We start from the raw sequence: 14,672 nt of genomic DNA on the forward strand, positions 1-14,672 counted from the left end.
GCTTTTTAACTTGGATAAGTTTCATGTTCAACTGAAATTTTTAGTGTCCAACAGAAACTGCGTGCCCCACTGCTTTTGCTGAGTGATGTACTATCCAGCCTAAATCATAAAAGTGAGCCGTCATTGGTTCGACTAAGAACACAATTCCCGCTAAGCCTACTAGGGCGAGTACGATAGTGTAGGGCAGAGCCATTAACACCATTCGGCCGTAGGAGAGGCGAATAAGTGGCGCAAGTGCTGAAGTCAACAAAAATAAGAACGCGGCTTGACCATTCGGGGTTGCTACAGAAGGTAAGTTAGTACCGGTATTAATGGCCACAGCTAACACATCGAACTGATCACGCGTGATCATACCTTCAGTAAGTGCCGCTTTAACTTCGTTGATGTATACCGTGCCGACAAATACATTGTCGGAGACCATAGATAGTAGACCATTAGCCACATAGAACAACGCGAGTTGGGTCCCTTTATCTTCAACATGCAGTACTGCATCAATCACAGGTTTGAATAACTCTTGATCAATAATGACGGCTACAATCGAAAAGAAAACGGCGAGTAAGGCTGTAAATGGCAAGGCTTCTTCGAATGCCTTACCTAACGAATGCTCTTCAATAACACCAGTAAACGCTGTTGCAAGAATAATGACCGAAAGGCCAATTAAGCCAACAGCTGCTAAGTGTAGAGCGAGACCAACAATCAACCAAATCGCAATGGCACCTTGAATCCAAAGTTTAGCAACATCTTGATTAGTGCGAGTTTTTCGCTCTTCGGTATCAAAATCGACCAAAATTTTACGGACGTTGTTTGGAAGTTCTGCGCCATAACCAAAAACTTTGAATTTCTCTACTAGTACGCAGGTTAAAATTCCGCAAATAAAGACAGGGACAGTAACTGGAGACATTCGAATGATGAATTCACCAAATAGCCACCCCGCTTGGTCTGCTATGATCAAGTTTTGTGGTTCACCAACCATCGTCATTACACCGCCTAATGCGGTCCCGACACCTGCGTGCATCAGCAATGAGCGAAGAAAAGCTCGGTAGTTCTCTAAGTCGTCACGTGTGAGTTCTGATATATGCTCATCCTGCGTGTGGTCGTGTGCAGAGCTTGTACCTTGACCAGAAGCGACTTTATGATAAATCGAATAAAAACCAACAGCGACGCTAATAACAACAGCGATCACGGTTAGAGCATCTAAGAAAGCTGATAAGAAAGCAGCAGCGATACAAAATGCAACCGACAGCATGGGTTTAGATCGAATGCCAAGTAATATCTTGGTGAAGATAAAGAGCAATAACTGCTTCATGAAGTAGATACCAGCGACCATAAATACCAGTAGCAGTAATACTTCAATATTATTGACTAACTCGTGCTTTACTTGTTCAGCACTGGTCATCCCAATAGCAATAGCTTCAATAGCTAATAAGCCACCAGGTTGAAGAGGATAACACTTGAGCGCCATCGCAAGGGTGAAAATAAACTCAACCACTAACAACCAACCGGCAACAAATGGGTTGATCAAGAAAAAGACTATCGGGTTAATAATGAGAAAAGTGATAATGGCAACTTTGTACCAGTCAGGAGCTTTACCAAGAAAGTTCTTGAGAAAAGCGCTTCCGAGGGACATCGGCATGGGTAGTACTCTTACTGTTGATATGAATAGACATCTTCAGCTTATCTAAATTCATGTATTGGCATTATCAAATGTTGTAGTCGTAACCGTCTATTTGACAATGACTTAGTGAAACAATAATTCAAGTGTTGAATAACTGCTTAACTAAGACGCTCCTTGAGTGAGACAAGCAATCCTTACTTCGAACGCCACTCTACCTTGCACGCTTTTTTAGTCAATAAGAAACCGCTTATTGATAAAATACCTACCAACATTTTGGTCAAAAACGCGATCAAAGTAGTGTAAACATGGCTTGAGAATGATGATAAATGTTCATTGAGATACGATTCGAAGTGAAACTAAGTTAATAGCGTGCAAAGAAAGTAAAAAGAGCGAATTTCGCAAGATTAAATTACGTCTTATAAATCTATGAATGTGATTTATCTCTCTTTATCTTATAGTGAGTTATGAGTGGCGGGGATGCATAAGTGATGGAAAATAGCTATTTTACTTATTATCTAAATGGAATCTCCATACTGAATGAAATGGAGTTTTTGCTCTAATTTTGCTTTGTGACGACTTTACTGAAGGGTGGTTTCCGATAACGAGTAAGTAGTGGTATGATGAGTGCTATTCGACCCACAAATAAATAGAAAACTGGAAAAGTACTTAATGGTCATTAAGGCAAAAAGCCCAGCAGGTTTTGCTGAAAAATACATAATTGAGAGCATCTGGAATGGTCGCTTTCCGCCTGGTTCTATCTTACCAGCAGAGCGAGAACTTTCCGAATTAATTGGTGTTACACGCACAACGCTTCGAGAAGTATTGCAACGCTTAGCCCGTGATGGTTGGCTAACTATACAACATGGTAAGCCAACGAAAGTAAACCAGTTTATGGAAACATCTGGCCTACATATTTTAGATACGCTTATGACGCTTGATGCTGACAATGCAACCAGTATCGTGGAAGATTTGCTAGCTGCACGTACTAATATTAGCCCGATATTTATGCGCTATGCTTTTAAGGTAAACAAAGAAAGCTCTGAGCGTACGATCACTAATGTGATTGAATCTTGTGAAGCCCTGATAAGAGCAGAATCGTGGGATTCTTTTATGGAATCATCACCTTATGCTACTAAAATTCAGCAGCACATTAAAGATGATGGCGAGAAAGATGAGGCTAAACGTCAACAGATACTCATCGCAAAAACATTTAATTTTTATGATTACATGCTTTTCCAACGCTTAGCATTTCATTCAGGCAATCAAATTTATGGTTTGATCTTCAACGGAATTAAAAAATTGTACGACCGAATTGGTAGCTACTATTTTTCAAACCCAGAAGCTCGTGATTTGGCTCTGAAGTTTTATAGAGAGTTATTAGCTGTGTGTGAGAGCGGCAACCGCGAAGAATTGCCCGTAGTTATTCGTCATTATGGTATCGATAGTGCCCACATTTGGAATCAGATGAAGACAACGTTACCGACTAATTTTACGGAAGATGATAGCTAGGCTATTCATTGGCGACTGCCATAAATAACAAAGCCCGCAGAGCGGGCTTTGTTATTTATGGCAGTCGCTAGATTTCTTCGCTCCCCCCAGCTTCTTGGAACCAAACCGCAAGGTGTTTTTTTAAGTCTTTCAGTTCATCAGGACCAATCAAGGCTAACCCCAGATCTTCGGCTCGGGTAATGTCGTTGTGGCGTAAAGGACGAAAGCTAACTAGCATTGCTCTTGCTTGTAATCCGCCAAGCAAATCACGTAATGACTCTAATTTATAGAGAGTATCATCGCCATCATCACGCATGCCTTTGGTTTTACATTCAATAATATGCAGCTTGTTGTTCACAACTGTTGCAACATCAAGTTCATTTCGAACTTCTCTTTCTCCTAATTGACGATAAACTTGTACATTTAGAGAACGGTCTTGAATCGTTGGCATATCATCTTGAATTTGCTTCACCGTGCTATGTACTAAAGTTTCAAGCCATTCCCCATTCGAGAAACGACGCGCATCTTCATTAGCAAAAGTTAAAACACCATCTTCATAGGTAGCAATTTTAGCTTCGACCAAATCAGTTAAAAGAAGGTTTAGTTCACGGTAGCCTTGCTGTTTTTCAGAGAGCTCAACATCGAGTTTCTGCTCTTTACGACAAGTCGTTGCTAAGTAATTTAAGGTAGCGAGGCCAGGGCCTAATTCTAATGCGTTGCTGGCCCAACGCTCACCGAGTTCATAGAGTTTTTTGTCGAGTTGAGGTGGGATATTATGTTCACTGAACTCACCTCTGGCACCAAAAATAGTCAGGTAATCAGAGATGGTGATATGGTCTTGAACTTGAGCATCTTGATTTCCATCAGGGTAGAGCCAACACAGACGATCACTACTCGGTTCGATCACAAAAATTGGCCAGTGGTAACTACGAAATACCTCATAAACAGACAACAGACGATGGCGCAGTCCACAGCTAGCGTTGAGCTTAACCTCTTCATTTCTTGCTTTAAGTTCTTCTGCTAACTCATAGATCGATTTTTTGATCGCTGATGTATTTGAACCCGATGGGATCTCAAAAAACTCAGAGGTGATATCGCGCTGCTTGAGTACGGAGTGTAGACGTAAATAAATAGGTTCTTGGCTTTGATCACCAATAAAAACAATGTGTGAACTTACCGTTCGATTATCCAGTAGGGGTGTGACCAAGCGAATAGGGTCTTGGTCAATAATGCCAACATGAACAGCCATAAATCATCCTCATGTTTAGCTTGCAAAAATAAGAAGTAAAATGGTGTGCAAGCAATAGTTATCATATAACGATGCAATGCTTAAAAAACAAGGGCGACTTTAGATAAAAGCCGCCCTTGGACGATTATTGACACTTAACTTACAAACTAAAGTGAGTTAGCCATGAGTTTGTTACAATTTGAATTGATGGACCAATTCATTTTGTTGGCTGGCTAGTTGAGTCAAACTAGCGCTTGCTTGTGCAATTTGAGACATAGCTTGATAGCTTTCATCTGCGATCAAATTAATATCTTCAATATTACGTGCAATGTCACTGGTGGTTTCACTTTGTTCTGCAGCTGCTTGAGTGATATGCGTGCTCATTTGGCTGATTTCGAGTATAAGCGCTTGAATTTCTTCCATCGCGCTATTTGCTGTTGACGCTTGTTCGACCGACATTTCCATGTCTGACATACAGCTTTCGATGACTGTACTTGCTGATGAAGAGCTTGATTGTAGGTTGCTGATCATGGTTTCAATTTCAGAGGTAGAGTCAGTGGTACGTTTTGCGAGAACACGAACTTCATCAGCTACAACCGCAAAACCTCGGCCTTGTTCTCCTGCTCGCGCGGCTTCAATAGCTGCGTTTAATGCCAACAAGTTCGTCTGTTCAGCGATATTGCGAATTACATCCAAAATAGAACCAATTTGGCTACTCATTTTTTGCAATTCACCCACCGCATCTACAGATTGGTTCAAACGTGTTTCAAGCTGGTTAATGGTCGTGATATTGGTGCTCATGATGTTGCGGCCAGATTCAGAAGCCGACTCCACTTTCTGTACCATTTCTAATGAGCTTTGTGCACTTTGCGCGACTTCTTGAACAGAGTGCGCCATTTCTGTCATTGCAGTGGCGACATTCGCGGTTTGCTCACGTTGAGAATTGAGTTTCGATTGTGCTTGCGACGAAGTGGTTTGGTTATGATTAGCCGTGTCGGTTAGGTTTTCAGAAGCATCATTGAGTTGTACTAGGATGTTATGTAAATTGTCCGCTAATGAATTAACATGGCCACTTAAGCGGCTGAATTCGTTGTTATAGCGAATCTCAATACGTTGTGTCATATCCCCTTGAGTTAGCCCTTCGAGTGTTTTGAGTATACGAGTTAGCGGCTCACGAACACTTTGTGCAATATGATAACCAATACCGGTAGCAATAAGCACAACAGCGATACCAATGACAATCGCTTGTATCACACCTTTCTCATAAACATCACCTGCTTCTGCGAGAGAAGCATTTAGGCTATCAGTTGCTGTGCCATTGAATGAGTCCAGAATCGTCATTGCTTTATCAACTTCCACCGCAAGATTGGCAATGTTGTCGTATAAAGCGGCTTTAGCGAGTAAGTAGTTATTATGTTGGTCTAACACACCGCCTTTTTGGCCAATATCTATAGTGAATTTCTCTACTGATTCATCAAAGACTTTCTTAAGCTCTGGCAATTGTGTTACTAGCCCACGGTAGGCATAGTTTAAATGGGTAACGGCTTTTTTATTTCTCGCTACCGCTTTTTCAACAAAGGATACATCTGAACTGGCTAAAGCATCAGAAGTAATAACTTCAGCGTCTTTCAATTTGATGAAATAGCTTTTTGCCATAACTTTCACTGAAATACTGCTCTGGCCGTCGACGTAATCTTTCATTCCAACGCTCAAATCTGCATGAAGTCTTTGAAACTCACGTGTTGATTTTTGTACTTTTTCTTGAGCCTCAAACATAGCTTGGTAGTTGTTCATTGCATCAGAAGCTTCAGAGAAGTAGCGTTGCTCCATTTGTTTTAATTGAGCAATACGCTCTGCTAAGTCAGGGTTACTCGAACTGGCTTGTGCGAGTTGATTTAGGATGGTGTTGAAGTCTTGTTTTGATGAGGTAAATTCTGCACGCATGGCATTCATACGATCTTGATTCTGCGTGGTTAAAAAATCTTTAAATGATTTGTCAGCAGAAAGCAATTGCACACTCGTTTTGTTTGATAGTGAAACAAGTGGTAAAGCGGTGGTTGATACACTTTCGAAATTGGAATGAATTTGATTCATTCCTCCCATCATGATAGCGGTTGTTACAGCAAACATAATGATGATCAGTGTAAAGCCAGCGTACATACGCCTAATCACTGAACCCTTCATAATCCTCTCCCTAGAAAAATCATAATAATCTTTTGTCTCAAAAAAATAACAAAATAATCGGCATTGTATTGAGGCTGGGGTGCACATTTTATGACGAGTTTGGCAAAATTATTTTTTTATATTAGTGAAATGTCATTTATGTTAAGTGAACGGTGTTTTTTATTGAGCTTTTTTTAGTGTTAGCGCATACTCAAATCCAACTAAACACCTATCACTATATTCACCCAATGGAGTACTTCATGGCTGAGGAAACCATTTTTAGCAAAATCATCAGTAAAGAAATTCCTGCTGACGTTCTATATCAAGACGACTTAGTCACTGCTTTTCGAGATATTAACCCGCGAGCTCCAAGTCATATTTTAATCATCCCCAACAAATTGATTCCAACAACGAATGATGTGGAAGCCGAGGATGAAGCTGCGTTAGGGCGTATGTTTACCGTAGCGAAGAAAATCGCACAGCAAGAAGGTATTGCCGCTGATGGTTATCGCCTCATTGTTAACTGCAATGCGCATGGTGGACAAGAGGTCTATCATATTCATATGCACCTTGTGGGTGGTCGTCCACTTGGCCCTCTCTTGATGAGCTAAATTTGGATTACCCAACTTTGGTTGGGTAATAACTGTGATCCATAGATTTCAGAAACGGAGTGTTGGGTGAAGGGTTACGTGCGACTTGTTGTTATTTTTTTATCGCCTATTTTTCTTAATGCATGTGCCAATCTCTCTGCGGGAAATTTGTTCAGCCACTACAGTGCGCAAAACAATGTTGTTTACCAATCAGTGAAAGTTGGTCAATACCAGCAAGCGGAAAGTGAACTTCCGGATTATATAGCGGGTGATATTCTTGATAACTTAGAGAAAGGACGAGTTTACTTTCTCAATCAAAAATATGTCGAAAGTAAAGCAACTTTTGAGCTGAGCGATGCAGCAATTAAAGTTCAACAAGATAAGGCATTAATTTCTCTTAGTGATACCGCTAGCAGTGTCGGCGCGCTTGCTGCTAATGATAATTTAACCGAGTACATTCCTGCGGATTACGAATTAGGATTCTTGCATCTCTATCTGAGCTTAAACTATTTACAACGCAATGATTTGGAAGGTGCGTTGGTCGAAGTTAGACGGGCCAATCAAGTTCAGGAGCAAGCCAGAAAAACCAGAGAAGCTGACTTAGAAAAAGCGCAAAAAGATATGCAAGCTCAAGGTGTTACTCCAAATCTAGGTAGTGTGTTATCGAACTATCCTGATGCTGGTAAAACGCTGCAAGCGGTACAAAACGCATACCTTCTGTACTTGTCAGCTTTACTTTATGAAACCTCTAACGATTTGAATAGTGCGTATGTGGATTACAAACGAGCGTTAGCTGTGATGCCCGATAACCCTGAAGTGATCGACGGTACATTGCGAGTTGCTAAACGTTTGGCAATGAAAGCAGACCTTGTTCAACTTGAAAAGCAATATGGTAAGGCTTCGGCCATGTCTGAATATCAAGGGCGAGTGATCATCCTTGAAGAACAAAGCATTGTTCAAGCGATGCAAAGTTGGCGTCAATCTTTGCCTTTGTATGACAGTCGAGGTAATGGCGCATTATATTCTTTGGCTCTGCCATACTATCCTAAAGCCCAGGCTGAAGGATTTGCACGATTGGCGATCAATGGTCAGCCTGTAGAATCAAATGTGCTAGCGGATGTAAATTTGATGGCTAATCAAAACTTGTCAGAACGAATGCCGTTTATTGTTATAAAGCAGGCGTTAAGAGTGTTCGCCAAAGATCAATTACGCAAAGAAGCGGCTAAAGATAATGATGTAGGTAACTTACTGCTTAACGCGTGGAATTTACTGACTGAGCAACCTGATACGCGTAGTTGGATAACCTTACCGGGTCAAGTGAAGAGCACAAGCCTTTTAGTTGATGCGGGGGAGCAACGAATAGAGCTGAAGGGACAAGAGTACGTTTTTTCTGTTCCTGAAAAAGGAACAACATTGGTGTGGGTTTCGCGCCAAGGGAATAATGCAACGATCTGGCATAAACAACTAGGAAGATTGTAATGAAAAAGTGGATATTAGGGCTTTTAACTGCCATAGCCTTAGTTGGCTGTGCTGCGAATACAGCTGGTTTAAGAGTCGACGGAGCATCACAAAAAGTGTTGTTTGGTGACAACGTATTAGGTCAACGACTTGTAGTTGAGGATATTGCGACCAAGCAAGTTGATGGGCATACACGAGGAATAGTTCGTTTAGTTAGCCAATACAAAGGTGACCAGAATATTGAGTACCGCTTTTATTGGTACGACGATGATGGGCTAGAGGTAAACAACAAACTCAGTCCTTGGAAGCAAACTATCATTAGTGGAATGGATACTGTTTCACTCTCTGAGGTTTCAGTGAATCCAAACGGTAAACAGTTTCGCGTACAAATCCGTGAATCAAACAACTAAATTGGGAAGTTAAGGATCCAATATGAAGAAAAGTATTATTGCATTGCTAGGTCTAGCGGTCATTCTGGGCGGTTGTTCAAATAAAGTGAGCTATGGTGACGCACAAGCTGTTGAAACGACCACGGTTGATTTTGGCTCAACGGATTTACAAAAAATTGCCGCTGAAATGATCGATAGTATGATGATGTCAGGCTCTATTGCCGCTATTACTCGTGATTCGCGCCCCATTGTTTTTGTTGAGCGTATTAAAAACAAAACCAGCGAGCATATTGATACAGAGTCGATCACTGACACCATTAGCACTAAGATGTTGAATTCAGGTAAGTTCCGTTTTGTTGATATGGACCGTGTTGAGTCTGTGCGTGAGCAGCTAAACTTCCAAAACAATGACGAGCTAGTCAATCAAAGTACAGCGATTCAATTTGGTAAAATGGTTGGTGCGCAGTACATGCTTTATGGCAACCTTTCAAGCATTGTAAAAAATGCTGGAAGTGACAAAGATGTGTACTACAAAATGACGATGCGCATGATGGATCTAGAAACTGGTCTTATCGAGTGGGCGGATGAAACCGAAATCCGTAAGCAAGAGTCAAAAAGTATGTTAGGTCTTTAATTACGATATCTAGGGCGTGTTGACCTAATTATTGAGGAAGAAGTCGATATGGCGCGAATGTCTTGGCGTGAAGCTTGTAAGCTTGATCATACCTTAACCTCGCTAGAAGGCTTCTTCTCTATTCCACCGGGCTATGCTCAGACCTTGACTGGTGGTTTAACCAATCGATGCTGGAAAATCATTGCTGAAGATGGACCTGCTTTTGTATGGCGCCCTAATACGCCAATCACACAAGCGTTTTCGATCTCCCGTTTTCAGGAGTATCAAATCCTATCAGCGATAGAATCGTCTCATATCGGCCCCAAGCCGCTGTTTATCAATGAGCAGGGATTATTAGTTGAGTGGATAGAGGGTGAGTCTTTAATGGATGGGTTACCCTTCGAATCATTACTCAAGACCCAAATTAAGATCCACAATCTCAGTACAGCCCGTATCCCCGTAGCTCCGTTCAGTTTTACCGCACGTGTCGATCACTATTGGTTACAACTTAAAGCCGAGTACAAAACCGATCAATGCACGAATCTATACCAATCATGGAGAACAGCTCCCAATCTTGCCGATGTTGGGGTAGTTCTCTGTCATTTTGATCTTGCTGGTTACAATATGGTGAAAACCCAACAAGGTCATCGAGTCATTGATTGGGAATATGCTTCTATTGCTGACCCAAGGCTAGACCTCGCCTTAAGCATTGAGGTTGCGGGAGAGAAGCCTTTGGAATCTGTTTATCGCTATTGCCAATTACGCGAAATTGAAGGTGTAGATGACTGGGTTGAAGGTGTTATGGCCTGGCATCCAAGGATATCGATGATGGCGATGTTATGGTATTTACTTGCACATCAACTGTGGGGAGATGATTACTATCTACACCAAGCCGATAAACTTAAAAACGGATTATGTAGTTAGGATCACTGTTTCGTAGTCTTATTGCATTAAATTTTTGGTAAGGTCTTTAAAACCACAATCTTCGTGGTAGATTGAAGCCTCAAGGAATGGGGGAATTACTATGATTATCTATTTACACGGTTTCGACTCAACAAGCCCGGGAAACCATGAAAAAGTGTTGCAGTTGCAGTTTATTGACGATGATGTCCGTTTCATTAACTACAGCACATTACACCCCAAGCATGATATGCAGCACCTTCTCAAAGAAGTGCACAAAGCTATCGAGCAATCGAATGACCCACATCCAATCATTTGTGGTGTGGGGCTGGGTGGGTTCTGGTCTGAACGTATTGGTTTTCTGTGTGGCATTAAGCAAGTTATCTTTAACCCTAACTTACATCCAGAGAAGAATATGACAGGACGAATTGACCGTCCTGAAGAATACGAAGATATTGCAACCAAGTGTGTGGAACAGTATCGAGTGAAAAATAAAGGGCGTTGTTTAGTGATCTTATCGAAAGAAGATGAAATCCATGACAATAGCAAAACGGCAGCTGCGCTAGAGAGCTACTACGATATTATTTGGGATGAAAAAGAGTCCCATAAATTCAAGAAGATCTCACAGCATTTACAAGCGATAAAAGCATTTAAAGAATCTCATTAGCTGCATATATTGATGACAAAGCGACTCCAGTAAGGGTCGCTTTTTTATTGTCCAAATCCCTACATTTGTTAATGAAATAGCATCATTCTTTAGTTGCACGGTGAATTTTGCTCTATATAATGAATAAACTATAAATATTTTGATAAATATCAAAAAAAATTGAGAGCAAGGCGAAAACTTGCCCATTCTTGTGCGTAAGCATATTTTTATCCTAATGAACGTGTTACTGAAAGCAGCTTTTACTTCAAAGGCGATAGCGTGCCCAAAGCAAGCATATGATTGAAAATTTCTTCAGTGTGAAGTGTCATGCTGAACCATGTTTATTCATTTTTTGAGGATTGTTTTTGTGACTCGAATTGTCGTTGTAGGTGGTGGAGCGGGTGGTTTAGAACTCGCAACGAAACTTGGCCGTACACTTGGCCGTAAAAATCGCGCAGAGATTACACTGGTAGATCGTAAGGCGAGCCATTTATGGAAACCTTTGTTGCATGAAGTTGCAACAGGTTCTTTGGATGAAGGTGTGGATGCCTTGAGCTATCGTGCCCATGCTAAGAACCATAGCTTCGACTTCCAAATGGGTAGCCTGGCTGATATTGACCGTGAACGTAAAGTGATTGTGCTCAGTGAGCTCAAAGACGAACATGATGAACTGTTGATGCCAAGCCGTGAAATAGAATACGACATTCTTATTCTTGCTATTGGTTCGACATCCAATGATTTCAATACTCCTGGCGTGCGTGAGCACTGTATTTTCCTTGATAGTCCTGAACAAGCAAACCGCTTCCGTACAGAGATGAATAATGAGTTTTTGAAACTGCATGCTAAAAATGGCCATGGGACGGTAGACATTGCGATTGTTGGTGCGGGTGCGACAGGCGTTGAATTATCGGCTGAACTGCACAACGCAGTGAAAGAGCTTCGTACTTATGGTTTTGGCGATCTCGATTCAAGCAAACTGAATGTTAATCTTGTGGAAGCGGGTGAGAGAATTCTACCTGCATTGCCACCGCGTATTTCGAGTGCAGCGCATAGCGAGTTGACCAAACTCGGTGTTAATGTGCGCACAGCAACAATGGTGACTCAAGCGGATAAAGATGGTTTAACTACCAAAGACGGCGAGAAAATCCCAGCACAAATCATGGTATGGGCGGCAGGTATTAAAGCCCCAGATTTCATGAAAGACATTGCAGGTCTGGAAACTAACCGCATTAACCAATTAGTCGTGAAAAACACACTTCAAACCACACGAGATGACGATATTTTTGTGATTGGTGACCTTGCACAATGCACCCAAGCTGACGGTAAGTTCGTACCACCACGCGCGCAAGCTGCGCACCAAATGTCGAGCCATGCGTTTAGAAACATTGTCGCTAAACTCAATGGTCGTGAGTTAAAATCTTACGTCTATAAAGATCACGGCTCGCTCGTATCGCTTAGCCGTTTCTCAACAGTTGGTAGCCTAATGGGCAATTTAACTAAAGGCTCTATGATGGTTGAGGGGCGTATAGCTCGCGTGGTTTACATTTCGCTTTATCGTATGCACCAAATGGCGCTACACGGTATTTTCAAAACTGGTCTGATGATGCTAGTTGGTCGAATTAACCGAGTCCTTAGACCGAATCTTAAACTGCACTAACGAATGAAATTTGGACCGGAGCAATAGCTCCGGTTTTGCTTTGTATTGTATTAATAAATAATTTTACATTGTCGTTTTAACGAGATTGCTCATCTAGTAAATAAACAGATTAAACCATATGAAGAATGCCTACCCTTTACTGGGATTAATTCTCAGTTTGTAGAAATCGCTGTAGCCCGACTTTCGAATCTGTACTCCACTAACCCCCTTGGCGCAGGTTACTTGTTCCTGGCCCCAAAACAAAGGCAATATTGTCGAGTTGCTACGTAGGTTGGTGAGTAGCTCCATCAAGCGCTCTGTGGGTTCGCCTTTTGCAATGACATCATGAACTGTATTAGTGTGTTGGTTTAGTTCCTGTGTATCATAAATAAAACGGATTCCAGTACCCGTCAACAACCACTCATACATACCGTATTTCAGTGGTGGTTCGATAATGTCTTCGACAAAAAGTAAGTCAGCTTGCTTTTTTACCTGCTGAGGTTTGCTGGCGTCAGACAATTCAACCAGTTCTACTTTGAGTCCGGTTTGCTTGATTAGGTTGATAAGCCAATTGCTCATTTTTTCTAAATAATCGATGGTCCATTTAGGGTGTGTTAATACTAAAGTGCCTTCGAGATTAGGGATATGGTTACACGGTTCTCCTTCACTAAGTAGCTGCATTGCCTTCAAATCGCTGCTATTTGCAAATTCATAGCGGCGGCTCTCAAGAAAGGTAAATAGGCTTTGCCAGGTTTGATCATCTAATGTGCACTCAGGGCGTTGATTATGTGCTAAATAAGAAAATGCCTGAATAGTATAGCTTTCTGTATCTTCAGTATGTTGGTTATAGCTGATGTATTTATCTAGCTCTTCGCCTTGATGAGATAGGGTTATCTGCTCCAGTAGTGCCTTTTTAGCGAAGTAGTGGGGTTGTTTTTTCATTACCAGCTTGTCTTTCTCCCAGTATTCAAGAATAAAGGGGCCGGTGCCTATAGCAACGCTGCGTTGGTTACTGAAATCTTTATGACGCCTAGTGGTAATCGAGGCGTTGGCGGTAGCGAGACAGTAGATAAACAGTGGGTTAGGTTGCTTTAACTCAATGCAAATCGCTTTCCTATCCTCATCAAAACTGATCTGATAAATTTGTTGAAATAGCCATCTAACTGGTCCATTAGCCTGCATAAGCCGTTTCAGACTATGTACAACATCGTCCTCTTCCAGCATCAGGCCATCGTGGCAGCGTATATCTGGACGTAGCCAAATATAGATGTATTTTGCTTCGATTTGGTATTCACAAGCAAGGTGAAGGTGTAGCTGGCTATTACTGTCAACAGTGAATAGGGTATCGTATAGGCTGCGTATGATTTGCAATTCAGCAAAGCGGTAGGTCAGGGCTGGATCAAGTTCATCTATCCAAGGATACTGACTGATAATCAGAGAATTTGCGTTTTGATTTTCTTGCGATGTTTCTTCCATCGCCTGATTAAGAGCACTGGCTGCAGTACCTCGGTATTTTTTGAGTAGTTTGGTGATTACATCGAAGTTGCCTGCATTGATCTCACTGCGGATGGTGCAATAGAGTGCCTGATGCATTGAAGTGGTCACTTTTAGGGTGCTGGCTTTACCACGCCCCCGGCCAGGTACCCAGCTTATCCAGCCATAGTCATTGAGCATTTTTAGGATGTTTGAGGTATTTCGACGTGAAGTGGTAAACAACACTTCTAGATCGTCAAGGCTTGCTTGGTGCACCTGAGACGGGTTGTAGTGCTGTAATAGTTGGCTCAGTCTACGAAGATATGTCTCGGTCATTTTACTCTGCCATAGCCTTAAAAGATGATTTAAATATTTATTATGAAACGATGCTTAACAGCAGTTGCTATATAATTATAAGGTTATTTATTAAAAATTCATAATTTAATTTATAGATCATTTTTTATGATTTGAAT

At 41.5% G+C, this 14,672-nt stretch carries 12 protein-coding genes; 8 read left to right on the plus strand and 4 right to left on the minus strand.

Features of this window, described 5'->3' with window-relative positions:
- Positions 1-40: 40 nt before the first annotated feature.
- A complete protein-coding gene (gene nhaB / locus HGG78_RS02330; RefSeq protein WP_172531965.1) occupies positions 41-1,633 on the minus strand; it encodes a Na(+)/H(+) antiporter NhaB in 1,593 nt (530 codons plus the stop codon).
- Positions 1,634-2,284: 651 nt separating this feature from the next.
- On the opposite strand from nhaB, the gene fadR reads away from it, so the two are divergent.
- Entirely contained in the window at positions 2,285-3,124 is an 840-nt protein-coding gene (gene fadR, locus HGG78_RS02335; RefSeq protein ID WP_053310108.1) for a fatty acid metabolism transcriptional regulator FadR, read from the plus strand.
- 67 nt (positions 3,125-3,191) lie between these two features.
- On the opposite strand, the gene HGG78_RS02340 is transcribed toward fadR, so the two are convergent.
- Both HGG78_RS02340 and HGG78_RS02345 read right to left on the minus strand, forming a co-directional pair.
- Positions 3,192-4,352 carry a DUF1887 family protein gene (locus HGG78_RS02340; protein WP_172531966.1) on the minus strand — a complete coding sequence of 387 codons (1,161 nt, stop codon included), beginning with the start codon at positions 4,350-4,352 and terminating at the stop codon, positions 3,192-3,194.
- Positions 4,353-4,523: 171 nt separating this feature from the next.
- A complete protein-coding gene (locus tag HGG78_RS02345) occupies positions 4,524-6,515 on the minus strand; it encodes a methyl-accepting chemotaxis protein (protein WP_171980306.1) in 1,992 nt (663 codons plus the stop codon).
- A 239-nt stretch (positions 6,516-6,754) separates the two neighbouring features.
- Between HGG78_RS02345 and hinT the strand changes: the two genes are divergently transcribed.
- The 7 genes from hinT (at position 6,755) to HGG78_RS02380 (ending at position 12,747) form a co-directional block, all read left to right on the plus strand.
- Positions 6,755-7,105, plus strand: a complete 351-nt coding sequence (gene hinT / locus HGG78_RS02350) for a purine nucleoside phosphoramidase (protein ID WP_053310105.1) — start codon at positions 6,755-6,757, stop codon at positions 7,103-7,105.
- A 66-nt stretch (positions 7,106-7,171) separates the two neighbouring features.
- Positions 7,172-8,563, plus strand: coding sequence for a COG3014 family protein (locus HGG78_RS02355; protein ID WP_172531967.1), 1,392 nt, complete (start codon positions 7,172-7,174; stop codon positions 8,561-8,563).
- Entirely contained in the window at positions 8,563-8,952 is a 390-nt protein-coding gene (locus tag HGG78_RS02360) for a YcfL family putative periplasmic lipoprotein (protein ID WP_053310103.1), read from the plus strand. The genes HGG78_RS02355 and HGG78_RS02360 overlap by 1 nt, the downstream gene beginning before the upstream one ends.
- 22 nt (positions 8,953-8,974) lie before the next feature.
- Positions 8,975-9,565 carry a penicillin-binding protein activator LpoB gene (gene lpoB / locus HGG78_RS02365; RefSeq protein WP_053310102.1) on the plus strand — a complete coding sequence of 197 codons (591 nt, stop codon included), beginning with the start codon at positions 8,975-8,977 and terminating at the stop codon, positions 9,563-9,565.
- Between the two features lie 48 nt (positions 9,566-9,613).
- Complete coding sequence (locus HGG78_RS02370; RefSeq protein ID WP_171980302.1) at positions 9,614-10,468, plus strand: phosphotransferase; 855 nt, start codon at positions 9,614-9,616, stop codon at positions 10,466-10,468.
- Positions 10,469-10,568: 100 nt separating this feature from the next.
- Positions 10,569-11,111 (plus strand): alpha/beta hydrolase YcfP, encoded by a 543-nt coding sequence (gene ycfP / locus HGG78_RS02375; RefSeq protein ID WP_053310100.1) that lies wholly within the window; start codon positions 10,569-10,571, stop codon positions 11,109-11,111.
- A 346-nt stretch (positions 11,112-11,457) separates the two neighbouring features.
- On the plus strand, positions 11,458-12,747 hold the full coding sequence (locus HGG78_RS02380) for an NAD(P)/FAD-dependent oxidoreductase (protein ID WP_053310099.1): 1,290 nt from the start codon (positions 11,458-11,460) through the stop codon (positions 12,745-12,747).
- Between the two features lie 129 nt (positions 12,748-12,876).
- On the opposite strand, the gene HGG78_RS02385 is transcribed toward HGG78_RS02380, so the two are convergent.
- Positions 12,877-14,535 (minus strand): ABC transporter substrate-binding protein, encoded by a 1,659-nt coding sequence (locus tag HGG78_RS02385; protein WP_172531968.1) that lies wholly within the window; start codon positions 14,533-14,535, stop codon positions 12,877-12,879.
- Between the last annotated feature and the right edge of the window lie 137 nt (positions 14,536-14,672).

It is taken from the genome of Vibrio aestuarianus (assembly GCF_012395185.1).
Taxonomy (GTDB): Bacteria; Pseudomonadota; Gammaproteobacteria; order Enterobacterales; family Vibrionaceae; genus Vibrio; species Vibrio aestuarianus.